Source organism: Salinactinospora qingdaonensis (assembly GCF_039539445.1).
GTDB classification, from domain to species: Bacteria; Actinomycetota; Actinomycetes; order Streptosporangiales; family Streptosporangiaceae; genus Salinactinospora; species Salinactinospora qingdaonensis.
Genome location: NZ_BAABDD010000019.1, coordinates 49,173 through 65,548 on the forward strand (window position 1 = coordinate 49,173; position 16,376 = coordinate 65,548).

Here is a 16,376-nt window from a genome sequence, read left to right on the forward strand (position 1 = left end):
CGAGGCGAGGGGCTGATCGTAGCCGCCTCGCTGCCCGCAAGCGCTCAAGGTGCGATCAGCTCATGCGGGACTCGATGGCTTCGATGATGCGGGGGCGCAGTTCCGCGGCGCCGATGACGGCGTCGACCGAGCCGACCTCGACCGCGCGCTCGATGTTGTGGATGCGGTCGAACTCCGTGGCCACCTCGCTGAGCTTCTCGGCGCGCACCGACAGTCGCAGCTCGTCGAGTTCTGCGGTCAACGCGGCACGGTCGGCACCGGAGGCGGCCGCGCAACGGGCCTCCAGGTCTTGCACCCGCGGGTCGGCTGCGGTGCGGGCGTTGACGTCGCCGGAGAACACCACCGCGGCGGCCGGAGCGCCGCCGAGCACCGAGGCGAACGAGCCTTCCAGTGCGAGCACGGTCATGTTCGGGTTCAGCGCCTTGGAGAACACGACGAACGCGCCGCCGTGGTACCGCGAGATCACGCAGAACACGATGGGCCCGCTAAAGTTCACGATCGCGCGGCCGATTTCGGCACCGTATTCCAGTTGCAGCTTGCGCATCGACTCCGGTGAGCCGTCGAAGCCCGACAGGTTCGCCAGTACCACCAGCGGCCGGTTGCCGCTGGCCGCGTTGATCGCCCGTGCGGCCTTCTTCGACGAGCGCGGGAACAGCGTGCCCGCGGTGTAGGTGTCGGGGCCGTCCGTGGGTGGGAAGCCGCGCCGCGACACCGGTCGTGACTCGATGCCGAGCAGGCACACGGGCATACCGTTGAGATGTACGTCTTGCACCGCTGCGGTTTCCGCGTCAGCCATGCCGGCCCAGCGTTCCAGTACCGGGTGGTCCTGGTCGGCGACCGCCCGCATCACCGTGCGGATGTCGAACGGTTTCTTGCGCTCCGGGTTGGTCGCGTCGGAGAAGATTTCGCCGACGGTGGTGAAGTCGCTGCCCGGCGCGTCGTGGGGGAAGTCGCAGATGTCGCGGTCGACGGGGTCGGTGGTCGTCGCCCGTCGCGGTGTTTCCTCTTGGGGGGCGATGTAGGTGTGGTCGTAGTGCGCCATGAGGATGTCGCGCGCGGTGGTCAGGTTCGGCGCCCAGTACTGGGCCTGCCCGTTGGGGCCCATCACCCGCTCGTAGCCGCCGATGCCGAAGTTGTCCTCGGCCGAGACGCCACCGGAGAAGTCGAGGGACTGTTTACCGGTGAGCACCATCGCCGAGTCCGGTGTCATCACCAGGATGCCCTTGGTGTGCATGAGCATCGTCGCTTCGGCGTTCCAGTAGGGTTGCGCGCCGACGTTGATGCCGGCGACCACGATGTTGATCTCGCCGCCGTCCTGGGTGAACTCGACGATCCGTTTGAGTGCAGCGGCCACCCAGTCCATGTTCTCGGTGCCCGAGTCCATGGAGATTCGGGCACCGGCCGACAGTGCGTACCACTCCAGGGGTACGTGCATCTGCTCGGCCAAGTCCAGCGCCGCGATGACGCGGCGGCACTCCGGCTCCGACAGTGCGCCCAGCGACTTCGTCGGGTCGCCGAGCAGGACCACGCGGGTGACGCCGTGGGGGTGTTGCTGCGTGGGTGTGGTGATCACGCCCGCGACGATCGCCGCGGTGTTGTTGCCTTTAGGCCGGTCGACCGGTGTGAGGGCGTGGTGGTCGTCGAGGTCGTATTCGACGAAGTCGCCGAGCAGGTTGGTCAGCTCGTAGGGGTAGACCGTGTTGCGGCTGCTCGCGCGCAGCACCTTCTGGCGGTAGTCGTCGAGAGGCTCGATCGGCTCGTCGGAGGGTTCGCCGACGGTGAGTTTGGTGCCGCCGGTGGCGTCGAAGGAGATGCGTACGGCGATCTTGGTCAGTTCACCGGTCTCGTGGTTGCGCTGGCGCGCGATGAACAGGATCTCCTCCAGGCCGGCGCCCGCGGTTGTCGGCAGCACGCGCTCGGCGAGCATTTCCAGCTCTGCGCGTGTGAGGTTGCTGGGCGGCCAGACGTAGATCACGATCCGGTTGGTGTTGAAGCGTTTCTTCGCCGGTCGTCGCGCCTGTGCGCGGCGGATCGAGTCGAGGCAGGCGGCGACGGTGTCCTCGGCGGTGGGCAGCGCCACCAGCCTGCCGTCGTGCTCGCGCAACTCGGTCAGGTCGCGTACCTGCGCGAAGGCGGCGAGGCGCTCGTCGGAGGGGTTGTCCCGCGCCACGCATTGGAAGAGGTAGACCTCCTCATCTGCGGAGGGCAGTCGGGTGAGGTCGAACTTGTTCAGCCGCTCCAACTGCATCCGCTGCGCGATGTAGGGGTGCAGGCCGCGGATGAGCCGGTGCTCGGCCATACCGGTGGCTGAGGGGTAGAACGTGAAGTGGTGGTGCATGACCGCGCCGTCGCAGCCCGCGACGGTGGTGGTGAGCCTGCGGACCTGGCTGGGCAGCGGGCGGGCGGTGACGACCTCATGGAGGGCAGCCGCCATCGCGTCGAAGTCCTGGGGCTGATTCTCCCAGGCGAGGTAGATGTCGGCGTCGACGGCGGCTTCGTTGCCGGCCAGCCGCGCGAGTCCCTCTAGCGCGTTGCCCAGGTCGTCGAAGCTCACTGCGGCGGAGGCCACGCACGAGTCGACGCGTTGGGCGACCACGAAGGTGCAGCCGGCGACGTCGCTGGTGCGTACGGCGGTGATTTCCTTGTTGCCGTAGTAGCGCCGGGTCAGTACTTCCAGCATGACCGAGTTGTCGAGGTCGGCGCGCGTAAGCCGCTGGCCCAGCAGTCGCACTAGCGGTTCGGTGCTGCGCACCATCGCGGCGATGCGGTCGGCGCGGTCGGGTGCGTCGGGGTGGGCATCCAGGTAGCGCAGGTGCTTGCGGACTTCGGCGTAGACGCGGGCGCGGTTGCGGCGCAGCAGCGGCTGGCCGAACCAGGCGAAGACCACGCCGCGTGCGAGGTCGGCGATCGCGGGGAAGCGGACCTGCGTGGCGGCTACTAGGCGCTCTAGGGCGAGGCCGGCGGGTTCGCGCAGCGTCTCGTCGGGCGGGGATTCCCGTAGCCAGGTGCGCAGCAATGTCGTGACGACGGTGGCGTCGGCAGCGGCGCGTTGTTGGGCGAGGAAGATCCGAAACACCGCGGATTCGAGTTCGGGGGAGCGTTCCAGGTCGGTGACCCCGTAGTGGCTGAGTGCTTTGGCGAGTTTGGTTTGGAACGCTTCGGGCAGCCCGGCCCGGTCGACGTCGAGGCTTTGCAGGTAGGTGTGGAAGTATTCGCGGGCGCTGTGCACGTGGTCGTCGCTGCCGCTGTCGTCGCCGGAGGGCCGGTTGCGGCTCAGTTCGGCGAGGTCGGCGAAGACGTCGACGAGTTGGAGTTCCTCGGCTAGCGGCCGGTGGCCGTTGTCGGTGGCGGTGTGGCGCGCGGCGATGTAGTCGTCGAGTGCGCGCAGTTCGTCGTGGGGGTCGACGTCGAAGCCCAACAGGAGGCTGTGGAGGTCTTCTTGGCCGCGGGTGAGCCGCTCGTGGGCCGGAGCCTCCTCGGTGGCGGTGGGCAGCTCCAGTTCGACGGTTTCGGTGGCTGAGGTGTCTTCGGCTTCGGCGAGAGGCTCGAGCCGTAGCAGGGGGGCGCCGGTGGCCACCTGGCTGCCCACGGACACGGCGCATTCTTTCAGTCGCGCCTTGAACGGTGCCCGCAGCACCGTCTCCATCTTCATGCTCTCCAGCACCAGGACCGGCGCGCCCGCTTCCACTTCGGCGCCGATCTCCAGGGGCGTGGCCACGACCAGGGCGGGCACGGGGGAGCGCAAGACGCCGCCCTCGTCGCGGCTGACCCGGTGGGTGACGCCTTCGACCTCGACGAGGTGGGTGGGGCCGTGGGTGTCGGTGAGGAGGCGGTATCGGGTGCCGTTGACGATGATCTGGCCGGTGTGTTCGTCGAAGCGGTCGAGTTCGACGTCGGCGGTGCGGATGTCGGTTCCGGCTTCGATGCCCACGCGGAAGCGGTGGGGACCGATCCGTGCGGCGCGCACGCGGTAGCTGATGCCGCGGAGTTTGAGGTCGAGGGGTCGGCCGCTTTCGTGTTGCACCTGGGGGCGTCCGCCGAAGGCTGTGGATAGCAGCCGTTGGCGTTCGACGTGTTCTTCTTCCTCGTAGGCGTCGATGGCGGCTGCCGCTAGCGCGATGGCGGAGTGGCGGTGGGAGACGAGTCGGCCTTGGCCGCGGACCCGGTCGATCCAGCCGGTGTCGGCGCTGGCCTCGATCACCTCGGGTTGGTTGAGGAGGTCGAGGATGAAGCTCTTGTTGGTTGCGCCGCCTTCGATGATGACGGTGGTTTGTGCCATCGCTCGGCGGAGCCTGCCGAGGGCCTCGTCGCGGTCGCGGCCGTAGGCGATGACCTTCGCGATCATCGAGTCGAAGTCGGTGGGGATGGTGTCGCCTTCGCTGACGCCGGTGTCGACGCGTACGCCGGGGCCGGCGGGCAGGTTCAGCCGCGCGATGCGGCCCGGGGAAGGGGCGAAGTCGCGGTCGGGGTCTTCGGCGTTGAGGCGGGCCTCGATGGCGTGTCCGCGTTCGGCGGGCGGTTCGCCGTCGAGCCTGCCGCCGGAGGCCACGTGCAGTTGCGCTTTGACCAGGTCGAAGCCGGTGGTGGCTTCGGTGATCGGGTGTTCGACCTGTAGGCGGGTGTTGACCTCTAGGAACGCGAACAGTTTGTCGTCGGGGTGGTAGAGGAATTCGACGGTGGCCGCTCCGCGGTAACCGACCGCGATGGCGAGCCGTTCGGCTGAGGCTTTGAGTTCGGCTGTCTGGGTGGGGCTGAGCAGGGGCGAGGCGGATTCTTCGATGATCTTTTGGTTGCGTCGCTGTACCGAGCAGTCACGCACGCCCAGCGCCCAGGCGGTGCCTTGGCCGTCGGCGATCACTTGGACTTCGACGTGGCGGGCGCCGGTGACCAGACGTTCGAGGAACACCACGCCGCTGCCGAAGGCTCGTGCGGCTTCTTGGCTGGTGCGTTCGTAGGCCTCGGCTAGTTCGGTCTCGTTGGTGATCACGCGGATGCCGCGTCCCCCACCGCCCGCGGTTGCTTTGAGCATCAGCGGATAGCCGATTCGGGTTGCCGTGGCCAGGGTCTCGTCGAGGGTTTCGACGGCGCCGCGGCTCCACGGTGCGACCGGGACGCCGACTTCTTCGGCGAGCAGTTTTGCTCCGATTTTGTCGCCGAGCCTGCGCATGGCTTCAGCGCTGGGGCCGATGAAGGTGACTCCGAGCTTTTCGCACAGCTCGGCAAACGCCGGGTCTTCTGCGACGAAGCCCCAGCCGACCCACGCGGCGTCGGCCTCGGTCTCCACCAGGGCGCGCTCCAGCGCTTTCAGGTCGAGGTAGGGGCGCGCGGAGGCGGGACCGAGGTCGTAGGCCAGGTCCGCTTCACGGACGAAGGCGGCCATGCGGTCGACGTCGGTGTGGAGGGCGACGGTTTCGATCCGGGTCCCGGTCTCCGCGGCGACATCCCGTACTGCGTGGATGAGCCGCATGGCGGCTTCTCCACGGTTGACGATGGCGATACGACTGAACAACCGACGGAGCCCCTTCTATAGACCAACGATGTGCGTGCCGCGACACGGTGGTCTCGGCTGTGTTCACCTTTCCATCTCCCGGCGAGCGGCGCCATGTCGGAGACAGTGAACACAGGGCGGCTCCAGTTGTGGAGAATGACCAAAAACCCGGCCCTCTGCATCCCACCAAAGCGAGATCAGCCACAGCATGGGGGGTGTTTCTATGGGTTTGTCAAGCCGAGGGTCGTAAGTGGGGGTCTGTCGCTTGCCTGGGGTGGGAGGGCTTGCCGTTGGCTCGTGCCTCGATCGCTTCGCGATCTCAGCAGCCTTAAGGGGGCGCTGTGGCTGCGGGCGGGTGGCAGGCGACGGGGACGGCCCCCGGCTGGGGTGAGGCAGCATTGCTCCGAGGTGCGGTGACACCGCGACGAGAAACACACCGGCGCCACCCCAACGCGCGGTGGCGCCGGTGTGGGGGACGCGGCGGTGGGCAGCGGTTGTTGCGATAACGGTGGCGGCGGACGTCCCGAAAAGCGTCAAGCCCCCCACCTCGACCCCAGCCCACTTCGTGCGGTGCTCGTCCCACCCCAGCCATAGCCCACCCCAGGCTGCCGAGATCGCGAAGCGATCGAAGCACGAGCGACGGGAAACCCCGCGCACTCTCCTCCAGCAAGAGCCCTACCCAGCCCCACGCCCCCCGGGGGGTGCTTCTATGGGTTTGTCACGCCGCTTGTGGGGTTTGGGGGTGGTAGAAGGTGCCGTCGCGTAGCATCGCGAACAGCACGTCGCAGCGTCGTCTGGCCAGGCACAGCAGCGCTTGGCCATGGCGTTTGCCCTGGGCGATCTTGCGGTCGTAGTAGGACCGCGAGGGCGGATGGGCCAGCGAAGCGAACGCCGCCAGGAAGAACGCGCGTTTGAGCTGTTTGTTGCCGGGCCTCTCCCCTGATCGAGGCTCCCGAGGAGCGGGTGGTGGGGCCAGTCCGGCATAGGAGGCCAGGTGGCCGGCGGTGGCAAACGCCGAACCGTCGCCGACCTCGATGAGGATACCGGCGCCGGTCCTGGCCCCGATACCGGGCATCGAGGTCAGGACCGGCGAAAGAGGGTGGGCCTGGCGGCAGGGCCTCGATCTCGCTCCGCAGACCCTTCCGCTTGAGCCGGCTAGGGGAGCGGCGCCCCTACCTGTCGCCTCGTCTTGCCACGGGGGTAGCAGGAAGCTCCCGAAGCGACGTTATCCATATGGTCCTGGCCTGGTGGTACCTGCCGCGGCCGGGGCGTCTGCCCCGGGGGCGGCCACGGTGGTGCCCAGCAGGCCCAGCGCGCGCACCACCTGGTCGGCGTGGGGCACCTGGTCGGGTGCCAGTAGCCATTGCAGGGCCAGCCCGTCGAACAGTGCCAGGAGCACCGAGGCGAGACCGTGCACGTCGTCGGCCTCCAGGACGAGGCCGGGGGTGGTCTCGGCGGTCGCGGTGATGCGGGCGGCGGTGGCCTCGCGGGCCTTGCGGTATTCCGCGGCTAGGTGCGCGCCCAGGTCCTCGCCGCGGGGGGCTTGGGCGAAAGCTTCCACGCCGGCGATGACGAAGTCGCGGTTGTCTTCCAGCGAGTTCAGGAAGGTGGTCATCGTCTCGCGTAGCGCCTCACGCGCGCCTAGGGCGGTCGTGCCGTGAGTGGCGGAGATGACCGACTCGGTCCAACTGCGCAGCGCCTTGGTGATCGCGGCTTTGAGTAGCTCTTCCTTGGAGCCGAAGTAGTAGTTGACGGCCGGCAGATGCACGCCCGCCGCCGCCACGATGTCGCGTGTGGTGGTACGCGCGTAGCCGCGTTGCTGTAGGCACTGGATCGCCGCGTCGATGAGCCGTTCCCGTTGGTCCATGGACGCAAGTCTAAACTGCCACTAACATTTGTTACTAACAATTGTTAGAGAATGTGGGAAGGCGGATATGTCCACCTACAGCGAGGCTGGCCCCCCTACACAGCCACCCGAGGCCCCCGCCACGGCACCTCCGGGGCCGCGCGCTCCCCAACCGGTACAAGCCCTGATGTTCATGCGCGACCCGATCGGCTTCCTGCACGACTGCCAGCGCCGCTACGGTCCGATCTTCACCATCAAGATGCTGGGCAGCCCGGGCATGGTGATGGTCGCCGACCCCGAGCTGGCCCATCGGGTCTTTTCCACTGACCGCGACATTGGCCACGCCGGTCAGGCCCGCGCCGACTTCCTTGAACCCCTCGTGGGGGCGCACTCGCTGCTCACACTCGACGGTCAGGACTGGATGCGCCAGCGTAAGATGCTGGGCTCGGCCTTCCACGGCAAACACGTCCAGGGCTACCGCGCGCCGATCGCGACGATCGCCGCTCAGCAGGTCGAGCGCTGGCCCACTGGCCGCCCCGTCACGCTGCGCCCCCGCTTCCAGGCCATCACCTTGGAGGTGATCCTGCGCGTGGTCTTCGGCGTCACCGACAGCGAGCGACTGCGACGCCTGACCCATCTGCTGCCCCGCCTGCTGGCGGCCACCGAGTCCCTCGACACCCTGATGTTCCTGACGCCACCATGGCTGTGGCGTCGGCTCGATCCGCTGCTCACCCGCACCCCCGCCACCCCCAATGCCCGATTCGCGACGCTGCGCCGGGCCACCGACGCCATCATCTACGACGAGATCGCCCAGCGCCGTGACAGCGCCGCCACCGAGCGCACCGACATCCTCTCCACCCTGCTCAGCGCCCGCGATGGCGACGGAACGGCCCTGAACGACGAGGAGCTGCGCGACGCGCTCATCACCTTGCTGTTGGCCGGTCACGAGACCACCGCCACCGCGCTGGCCTGGTGCTTCGAACGACTCATGCACAATCCCGAGGTCGAGGAGCGCGCCCGCCAGGCCGCTGTCGCCGGCGACGCGGCCTACCTGACGGCGCTGGCCAAGGAGACGCTGCGCACGCGCCCGATCGTGGGCGACATGCCGCGTGTGCTCAGCGAGCCCCTCTCCCTGGGCGGCTACCGTGTCCCGCGGGGGTGGTGGGTATCGCCGGCGCCGCTGCTCACCCACGCTTCCGCAGCGCTGTTCCCCCAGCCTGAGGAGTTTCGCCCCGAGCGTTTCCTCACCGACGAGGTCGAGCCGAACGCCTGGATGCCCTTTGGGGGTGGGCGGCGCCAATGCTTGGGCGCACAGTTCGCCCTGTTGGAGATGAGCGCCGTCCTCCCCGAAGTCTTGACGCGGGTGCGGCTGCGTCCGGCCGGCGATGCCGCACCGGAAAAACCCAGCCTGCGCCACGTCACCTTGGCGCCGGCCCGCGACGTGCCCGTCGTAGCCCACCCTGAGCCCTCTCCGCGGCGGTGACCGGGACCGCGCTCCAGCGCGAGCACCGCAGCGGTCGGCGCGTCCCCCTGCGCCGACCGCTGCGGTGTCGGGGTGGGTGGGCCGTGGCTCACTGAGAGGCGGCGTAGCGTCCCGAGAGCACCAGTGCCCAGGACAAACACCCCAGCGCTGCTGTGGCCGCGACCGCGCGTACCGTGTTCCACATCGTCCAGTCGGCTTCGAAGCGCTGGCGCACTGCCGCCGGGTCGGCGAGCTCGGCCGGCGCTCCGGCCGCGGCCAGGGCGTCGTTGAGTGGAACGTTGGTGGTGCCGGTGACCATGAACGCCACGACGTAGCACACGAACGCGGCGGCGATCCACACCAGTGCGCGGCGCCGGCCGGGGCCGAGGTGGAGCGCACCGGCGGCGAGGATCGCCAGTGGCGCTCCACAGAAGGGCAGCAGGAACCACGGGTTGAGCACCGCGATGTTGATCTGTTGCATGGCGTCGATGAAGGCCCGGTCATCGACGGCGGCCAGTCCCGGCATGACGCACACCGAGAACGCATAGAACAGTCCCGCGATGAGGGCCGTGGCCAGCGTGGCGATCACGAGGACGCCACCGCGCAGCATCTGCACGGGATATGTCCCTTCGTGCGTCTTAGTCGTCCCAGGCGCCGCTGGCGGCGGCGGCGCGGGCGTAGTCGGCGAAGTCGCGCGGGGCGCGGCCCAGCGCGCGCTGCACCCCGTCGGTGGGGGTGGCGTTGCGGCCGTCGAGGATCTCGGTGAACAGCTCGCACAGCGGGTTGACGAACTCCGGCGGCGCGCCGTGCTCGGTCATGGCTGCGGCGAACTCGTCGATGGAGATCGGCTGGTAGTGCACCTGGCGCCCCGAGGCTTCGGCGACCTGGGCCACCGCTTCGGCGAAGGTCAGCGACCGCGGGCCGGTGATCTCGTAGGTCTGGCCGGTGTGGCCCTCTTCGGTGAGGGCTGCCACCGCGACGTCGGCGATGTCTTCGGCGTCGATGAAGGGCTCGGCCACGTCACCGGCGGGGAAGGCGACCACGCCGCCGCGCACTAGGTCGTTGAGGAAGTCTTCGCTGAAGTTCTGCGCGAAGAAGCTGGCCCGCACGATGGTCCACTCGGTGCCGGCCTGGCGCAGCATCTCCTCGCTGCGCTGGGCCTCTTTCTCGCCGCGGCCGGTCAGCATCACCAGATGGCGCACGCCAGCTTGGGCGGCCTGCTCGGCGAAGGCCTGGATCGTCTCCGCGGCGCCGGGGAAACCGGCGTCGGGGGAGTAGGCCACGTAGGCGGAGGTGACTCCGTCGAGGACCGGGCCCCAGGTGGAGCGGTCCTGCCACTCAAACGGCGGCTCGGCCGAACGCGAGCCGATACGCACCTGCCGGCCCTGGGCGCGCAGCCGCTCGGCCACCCGGCGGCCAGTCTTGCCGGTGCCGCCCAGCACCAGCGTGATTTCCTGGTCATGGCTGTCAGTCTGTGTCATGTCCCCCAGTCAACCGATCACTGTTGAGACGGGCCATCGGTGAGAAGATCAGATGTATGTTCAATGCTCTCACCTGGGGGTGAGCGGCTGTCTTGCGTGCGGGCCGGCGGGGTGGCGCACGGTGGTTTAGGGGCTGGGCAGAGCGGCGATGGCCGCGCTGACAGCTTCAGGCTCCTCGGCCGGCACCTCGTGGCCGGCCTGTTGTGCCACGCGCAGCACACTAGCCGAGGACAGGTGCGTCAGCGACTCCTGGGCCTGCTTCCACTGGGGGGAGGCGCCCTGGCCTCGGCGAAGCACCGTCAAAGGCAGGTCCTCCAAAGAGTCGACCTGGCGGGCTTGGCGCTGCACGGCGGCCAGGTCGAGGTCTTCGTCTGCTTGGCCGACCTCGTCCCAGTGGTCGACTCCGACGCCGGCTCTGAGGCCGTAGTCGGGCTCGACCGCCTCCACCAGCACCAGGCCCGCGACCCGGTCGCGGTGGTGCTGGGCATACACCAGCGCGGGGTAGCCGCCAAAGGAGTGGGCCACCACGATGACGGGATCGTCGGCGTCGGCGCGGTTGACGACCGTGTCCAGTTCGGCCGCCAGGTCTTGGCCGTCGCGGCCCGACCGGCTGGGTGCGGGGCTGTTGCCCGTGCCGGGGCGATCGTAGCGGCAGGTGCGGTGTTTTCCGGCCAGTTCCTGCTGGGTGGCGCGCCAGTAGCTGGAATTGGCGCGGTCGCCGATGCCGTGGACCAGCACCACGGCGGGTGTTTCCTCTCCGGTGCAGCTCACCCATTGGCGCTGCCCTGCGGCGTCGATCACCTCACCGGTCTCGGCGGTGCCCAAGGCCCCGCAGGCCGTGACGGCCAGCATGGTCAGCACCGTGAGTGATCCCGCGAGTGGTCTCATCCGTTCTTGCTCCCGCATTGTTGGCGCGCTCCTGGCAGCTTGTGGTCTCGACTCTAAAAGGTCGTCGTGTCGGTCGCAGCGGTGCAGCCACGACCTTACTTCCGTGCACGTTTCGTTGCGGCGAGGCTGCTGAAGGTTTACCGCGCGGGGTTGTGAGGCGAGGTCGGGGCCCTGGTGGTTCCCCGCAGGTGTTTTCCCGCGATTCCGACAAAAACCTTTTTCTCTAAGTATGGATGCTGATTCGATAAGAAGATTTTCTTGCTATTCCTTGCTGCTCCAAGGAACAATCTCCGGATATTTCATTGGGGTTTCATCGGCAGGTGGTGGGCAGCATGCGTTCTTTGATGCGGTTCTGGGGCCTCGTGGTTGCCGTTGGTGTAGCGGTGCCGGCCGCGACCGGCTGTAGCAACAGCGTGGGCACCTCCGGCAGCACCGATACGGCGTCGTCAACCGAGGCCACCCCTGCCGAGCTCGCCGACCCGAGGAGCGTGGCGTTGGAAAGCCACCCCCAACCCCAAACCTTCACCTCCCCGGCCCGGTTCACGTTGCCCGTCCCCACGGCAGCGCCCACCCCTCCGGTTGCCCTGTTCGAGCAGCGTGCCTACGTCGCCACAACCACCGAAGTGAAGATCATCGACATGAGCACCGGGGAGGTGAGCGGGCACATCGAGCCCGAGTCCGCGGCCACCTGGGGGGACTTCGACGTCTCACCCACGGCGACGCTGCCGCCGGTGTCCCCCGACACCAGCACGACCTCGCTGGAGGACATGGCCGAGGCGGTGGATTCGCCCCTGCTGACCCACATCGACGGCCAACCGGCCGTCTTAACGGCTTTTCCCGTCGCCGAGGACGCCGACCGCGAAGTCGAGCTGATCGCTGCCCAGGCCGACACCGGCGAGGTCATGTGGCGCCTGCGCATCGACCTGCCTGACGCCGCCGGCGGCGCCTACCTGGATATCGCCGGCGCCACCGGCGACACCGCCATGGTCAATGTGGGCCACCCCGAGGCCGTGGCCACCACCCACGCCGTTGACCTCACCGAACCCGCCCTCGCCTGGAGCCGGGAGGACACCTGGACGATGGGTGTGTTCGGCGACACCGTCGCCGCCACCGCGATCGCCCCTGAGGACGACCAGCGCAGCCTGGTGGGGCTGACCGTGGGCGAGGGCGAACAGCGCTGGAGCGCCCCTCGCAGCCACACGTGGCTCACCGCCGAATCCGCCGGCCCCTGGCTGCGGGTCTCTCACGAGGCCGGCTCCGGCTCAACCGCGGCCCGACTGGTCGACATCGCCACAGGCAGCACCACCCACACCTACGACACCGGCATCGCCGACTGGATGCGCTGCCGCTACGACGGCGCCACCGTCATCGTCTGTAGCGATAAGGGAAGCGTGCTGGCGTTGGACAGCGTCACCGGCCAGACGCGGTGGCGTATCCCCGAAGGTACGGGAGAACCGATCGCCGCCCACATGCCGCAAGCCTGGGGTGGGCGGGTCACGGCGGTGGCCGACGGTTTGATCTACGCCGAGGCCGACAACGGGCCGGTGGTGCTCGACGCCCGCACCGGCGCGACCGTCGAAGACGCGCCCGGGGTGGCGCCTTTCCGTGTCAATGCCTACGTCGGCCTGGTCAGCAGCGGCGGCGAAGTGAGTGTTCACGCCACGACTGGCTAGCGCTCCCTTCCACCATCGCCCGCCGTGTCTCTGGCGGTGCGGGTGAGGCCCCCGGAGATGGCGTTGGGTCTGGCACACTCAATCGGGCGTGTCGGGCGAATCGCACAGATCGGGAGATACGGGCATGGTGGGTGAAATGATGACAGTGCCGTGGTGGGGTATCGCGGCAGCGGCCCTGGTCGTGGTGGCTCTGGCGATCTGGGGCTTACGCACGTCGGTGCGGCGCGGCCCTCTCCAACGCAAACTGCACGCCGGTTACGGGATCGCCACCATCGTGATCGCCCTGGCGGCGCTGGCGCTGATCACGGTGGCCTTCACCATGAGCTACGCGGCGCTGTATGCCTCGGCGACCTGGCTGGCCGACACCGAACTGACCGTGATCAACGGCGGCGACCTGCGGTTCCTTTTCCCCGTGGGCATCGACGCGGTCATCGTTTACTTCCTGGCCATGGATTTGCTCATGGAGTGGCAGGGCCGGCGCCACCCCCTCAACCGGTGGGCGGCCTACGGGCTGAGCGCGATCACCATCATCCTCAACGTCTCCCAGGGTGAGGAGACCACCGCCTCCTACCTTGGCCATGCCGGACCGCCGGTGGTCATCATCCTCATCGCCGAAGGGGTGGCAGCCTGGGTGCGCCACTTGGCGGGGCTGGCGCACGGCTACAGCCCCGACCGCATCCCGGCCGGCCGCTGGATCGCCCACCCCTTCTCCACCTTGAAGGTGGCCCGACTCATGCTCGGCTGGGGCATCACCTCCTACCCGGAGGCGCTGGTGCGCGAGCAGCGCCGCCAGTTGGCCTACGCCATGCTGCGCGAACAGTACGGCAGCAGATGGCGAAGAGCCACCCCCCGCCACTTGAAGTGGATGCTCGACAACGGATACGACCTCGACACCGCCTTCGCGTTAACCCGTGCCATGACCGCCGAGCGGGTGGCGATGACTGCGGCCGAGGCCGGCACCTCCACTGGCCAAAGCTCCGCGGCGCTGTCCGACACGGCGGACTCGGCCGCTGCCGCCGTCGCGCCGGCACCGACCGAACCGGTTCCCTCGGCGCCACAACCCGAGGCCGCTCCCCGTGACCACGCTGAACCGCTCCACCGGCGCGCCACCGCCAACGGGCACGCCGAACCGGTGACGCTGCCCCCCGCCAGCGAGGCCCCCGCAGCCGACGACACTGTCACGTCTGCTGCCGAGCCGCACCAGCCCCTCACCCCGTCCTCTCCCGCCGAAGAGCCAAGCGCGCCGGCCGAGCCCGACCCTTCCCCGGCCGAGCCGCCCCAGCGGCGTTCCACCGGCCGCAGCCGCCAGATGAGCCCAGAAGAGAAGCGCCAGCGCGTGCGGCAACTGCTCGTGGGGGTCCCCGACATCACCGACGAGGAGATCGCCGCCGAGATCGGGGTCGCCCCCCGCACCGCGCGCCGCTACCGCAGCGACATCCGCAACGGCATCTCAGCCGCAGCCACCGAGACCACGGCACCGGAGGGCACCGCCCGTCGCCGGTGACCACGAGCACCGATCCAACCTCGCCTGCCGTGCACGAGGAACGCGCCAGGCCCACTCCTTTTCCACGCTGTCTCGGCCCTGCCTGCGATAGTCCCCGTGCCGCCGAGTGAGCGGGCCGCTGCCCGCCCAGCAGTCAGCGCTGCCCCCCATGGACAGAGCCACGCCCCGCATCGTTGAAAGCCGGGGGTGAGGGGTGTCCGCGACGCACCTGGGAAGCTGCCACCGTTGGCGCGAAAAAGTCCCACTAAGCACCTCAATGAGAAACTTGACGGTGGGAATTCCCGGCACAGACCGCTTCCACAGCCAAAGGGGAAGGCTCACCGTTGACCGAGGACGACATCATCTCCTTCGCGACAGCTATGGCCGGGGTCGTAAAGATCACCGCCAGCGCCGACGATGGGGCACCAGAAATGGCTTGGGGCGACTCGTTCTTCTACTATGCCCCTGACGGCACGCCTTCCCGGCGCCAGATGCCGTTCGCCACGCTCGTCGTCAGCGACTACGAGGGATTCGACACCGCCTCGAATCTCGACCGTGCCGGCGTGTTCCGGCTCAACATCGGCGTGGGCCGCACCGTCTTCCACGAACTTCTCGGCTAGCCGCCCGCCGAACACCCCGAGCACGCCACGCGCTTCGACTACACCGCTCTTGACCAGGTTCTTCCCAACCCGGCCTATGCCACCTACGGCTGGGTGGGCATCCTCAACCCCGCCACGGCGACCGCTGAACAGGCTCGCTCGCTGTTGCGTACGGCCCACGCCCGGGCCGTTGAACGCCACCGGCCCCGCCCCTGATCCACGGCGGCTAGAACCGGTGAGCGCGACGACCATCGCCTCCTCGCCCCCGTGGTGGCCGCCCGCCGAGGACTGCGCCTTCGCCGATGACGCGGCGCTGGCGGCGCTCGGGTGGGAGCCACGCCGGAAACGGCGTGGCTCCCACCCGAGCTTCACGCCTGTGGCCCACCAGGGGAGAGGGGGTGACTTTCCCCTGGGCGGCCACGTCCCGCTCGGGCGCGGGGCCGGCTCAGCTCATGCCCAGCCAGGCGCGGTACCAGTCGAGGGTTTCGGCCACGGCCGCGCCCGTGGGCGTGGGCTGGAGGCCGAAGGTGGTCTCGAAGGCGGTGGAGTCCATGATCTGGGGCTGGGTGTGCTGGTAGAACATCTCGGCATAGGCCTCTGCCACGGTTGCGTCGAAGGAGCCGAACGACTGGGCCGCTGACAAGGCGACGACGTCGAGCGGCTGGCCCAGCCGGCGCTCGATCATGGTGTGGACGTGGCGCGTGGTGGGGGCCGCGGCGGTGGGCAGATGCCAGACTTCGCCGTCGGCCTCGGGGTGCTCGCCCAAGGTGGCCAGGCCGGCGGCGACGTCGCCGATGAAACTGTAGCTGTGGGGGAGGTCGATGTTACCCAGCGCCACGACCTGCCCGCCGGTGAGCGCGGCCGGGAACACCGCCCCGCCGAGGGAGGAACCGACGACACCGGGGCCGATGAAGTCGGCCGCGCGCCCGATGACCACCCGGGCGCGGCCTTCCCGATGGGCGCTCAGGTAGTTCTCGTCGAGCCGGGCGCGCATGCTGCCCTTGTCGGTGGTGGCTCGCCACGGGGTGTCTTCGGTGATGATCGCCTCGCCGGTCTCGCCATAGGGGTAGAGGTTGTCGAGCACGACCAGGCGCGTAGCTTCGGCCTCGGCCGCGGCCAGGATCGACTCCTGGATGCCGGGCAGCAGCTTGACGTGCTCGTGGTAGGCCACGTTGACGCAGTGGTAGACGACCTCGGCGCCGGCGACGAGGGAGCGGACCTGCTCGACATCGTTGACGTCGGCGGCGTAACGGTGAACGCCCTCGATAGCGGGTCCGGTGCCTGAGCGGTTGACCAGGTGGACATGGTGTCCACGGCGGATGAGTTCGGCGGCCAGCGCGGTTCCGGCGGCTCCGGCGCCCAGGACGACGTGGGGGGCGGGGGCGGCAGACATAGGGGCACTCCTTGGCGATGGGGCACGGGTGAGGCACACCCATGTGGTTATGGGTCATTGCAA

The 16,376-nt window shown here is 68.9% G+C and carries 10 protein-coding genes and 1 pseudogene; 4 read left to right on the forward strand and 7 right to left on the reverse strand.

The genetic code is table 11. The annotated features are described in order from the left end of the window. Positions 1-55: 55 nt before the first annotated feature. The 3 genes from ABD848_RS17900 to ABD848_RS17910 all read right to left on the reverse strand — a co-directional run bounded on the left by ABD848_RS17900 (position 56) and on the right by ABD848_RS17910 (position 7,355). Positions 56-5,509, reverse strand: coding sequence for an ATP-binding protein (locus ABD848_RS17900; RefSeq protein ID WP_344973521.1), 5,454 nt, complete (start codon positions 5,507-5,509; stop codon positions 56-58). 697 nt (positions 5,510-6,206) lie between these two features. Next, on the reverse strand, positions 6,207-6,563 hold the full coding sequence (locus ABD848_RS17905) for a transposase (protein ID WP_459112880.1): 357 nt from the start codon (positions 6,561-6,563) through the stop codon (positions 6,207-6,209). A gap of 150 nt (positions 6,564-6,713) precedes the next feature. Continuing rightward, positions 6,714-7,355, reverse strand: a complete 642-nt coding sequence (locus ABD848_RS17910; protein ID WP_344973524.1) for a TetR/AcrR family transcriptional regulator — start codon at positions 7,353-7,355, stop codon at positions 6,714-6,716. A 67-nt stretch (positions 7,356-7,422) separates the two neighbouring features. Here ABD848_RS17910 and ABD848_RS17915 point away from each other — a divergent pair, with 67 nt between their 5' ends. Beyond that, entirely contained in the window at positions 7,423-8,817 is a 1,395-nt protein-coding gene (locus ABD848_RS17915) for a cytochrome P450 (RefSeq protein ID WP_344973527.1), read from the forward strand. 88 nt (positions 8,818-8,905) lie between these two features. Here the strand turns inward: ABD848_RS17915 and ABD848_RS17920 are convergent, their stop codons facing one another. The 3 genes from ABD848_RS17920 to ABD848_RS17930 form a co-directional block, all read right to left on the reverse strand. Continuing rightward, the gene (locus ABD848_RS17920) at positions 8,906-9,406 is read right to left on the reverse strand and encodes an anthrone oxygenase family protein (RefSeq protein ID WP_344973665.1); all 501 of its coding nucleotides are present in this window, start codon (positions 9,404-9,406) and stop codon (positions 8,906-8,908) included. Positions 9,407-9,434: 28 nt separating this feature from the next. Beyond that, the gene (locus tag ABD848_RS17925) at positions 9,435-10,277 is read right to left on the reverse strand and encodes an NAD(P)H-binding protein (RefSeq protein ID WP_344973530.1); all 843 of its coding nucleotides are present in this window, start codon (positions 10,275-10,277) and stop codon (positions 9,435-9,437) included. Between the two features lie 126 nt (positions 10,278-10,403). Continuing rightward, a complete protein-coding gene (locus tag ABD848_RS17930; protein WP_344973533.1) occupies positions 10,404-11,165 on the reverse strand; it encodes an alpha/beta fold hydrolase in 762 nt (253 codons plus the stop codon). Positions 11,166-11,497: 332 nt separating this feature from the next. Here ABD848_RS17930 and ABD848_RS17935 point away from each other — a divergent pair, with 332 nt between their 5' ends. The 3 genes and pseudogenes from ABD848_RS17935 to ABD848_RS17945 all read left to right on the forward strand — a co-directional run bounded on the left by ABD848_RS17935 (position 11,498) and on the right by ABD848_RS17945 (position 15,136). Then, complete coding sequence (locus ABD848_RS17935) at positions 11,498-12,838, forward strand: outer membrane protein assembly factor BamB family protein (protein ID WP_344973536.1); 1,341 nt, start codon at positions 11,498-11,500, stop codon at positions 12,836-12,838. Positions 12,839-12,974: 136 nt separating this feature from the next. Continuing rightward, positions 12,975-14,342: a DUF2637 domain-containing protein gene (locus ABD848_RS17940; protein WP_344973539.1), complete on the forward strand. Its 1,368-nt coding sequence runs from the start codon at positions 12,975-12,977 to the stop codon at positions 14,340-14,342. A gap of 323 nt (positions 14,343-14,665) precedes the next feature. After that, positions 14,666-15,136 (forward strand): annotated as a pseudogene (locus ABD848_RS17945) (DUF6194 family protein). Between the two features lie 229 nt (positions 15,137-15,365). Here the strand turns inward: ABD848_RS17945 and ABD848_RS17950 are convergent. After that, positions 15,366-16,313 carry an NAD-dependent epimerase/dehydratase family protein gene (locus ABD848_RS17950; protein ID WP_344973542.1) on the reverse strand — a complete coding sequence of 316 codons (948 nt, stop codon included), beginning with the start codon at positions 16,311-16,313 and terminating at the stop codon, positions 15,366-15,368. Positions 16,314-16,376 lie beyond the last annotated feature (63 nt).

What these genes read in the sequence shown, in the direction of transcription:
- ABD848_RS17905 (WP_459112880.1), bottom strand. Translation starts at nt 6,563, where the DNA reads ATGCCCGGTATCGGGGCCAGGACCGGCGCCGGTATCCTCATCGAGGTC.
- ABD848_RS17910 (WP_344973524.1), bottom strand. Translation starts at nt 7,355, where the DNA reads ATGGACCAACGGGAACGGCTCATCGACGCGGCGATCCAGTGCCTACAG.
- ABD848_RS17915 (WP_344973527.1), top strand. Translation starts at nt 7,423, where the DNA reads ATGTCCACCTACAGCGAGGCTGGCCCCCCTACACAGCCACCCGAGGCC.
- ABD848_RS17920 (WP_344973665.1), bottom strand. Translation starts at nt 9,406, where the DNA reads ATGCTGCGCGGTGGCGTCCTCGTGATCGCCACGCTGGCCACGGCCCTC.
- ABD848_RS17925 (WP_344973530.1), bottom strand. Translation starts at nt 10,277, where the DNA reads ATGACACAGACTGACAGCCATGACCAGGAAATCACGCTGGTGCTGGGC.
- ABD848_RS17930 (WP_344973533.1), bottom strand. Translation starts at nt 11,165, where the DNA reads ATGAGACCACTCGCGGGATCACTCACGGTGCTGACCATGCTGGCCGTC.
- ABD848_RS17935 (WP_344973536.1), top strand. Translation starts at nt 11,498, where the DNA reads ATGCGTTCTTTGATGCGGTTCTGGGGCCTCGTGGTTGCCGTTGGTGTA.
- ABD848_RS17940 (WP_344973539.1), top strand. Translation starts at nt 12,975, where the DNA reads ATGATGACAGTGCCGTGGTGGGGTATCGCGGCAGCGGCCCTGGTCGTG.
- ABD848_RS17950 (WP_344973542.1), bottom strand. Translation starts at nt 16,313, where the DNA reads ATGTCTGCCGCCCCCGCCCCCCACGTCGTCCTGGGCGCCGGAGCCGCC.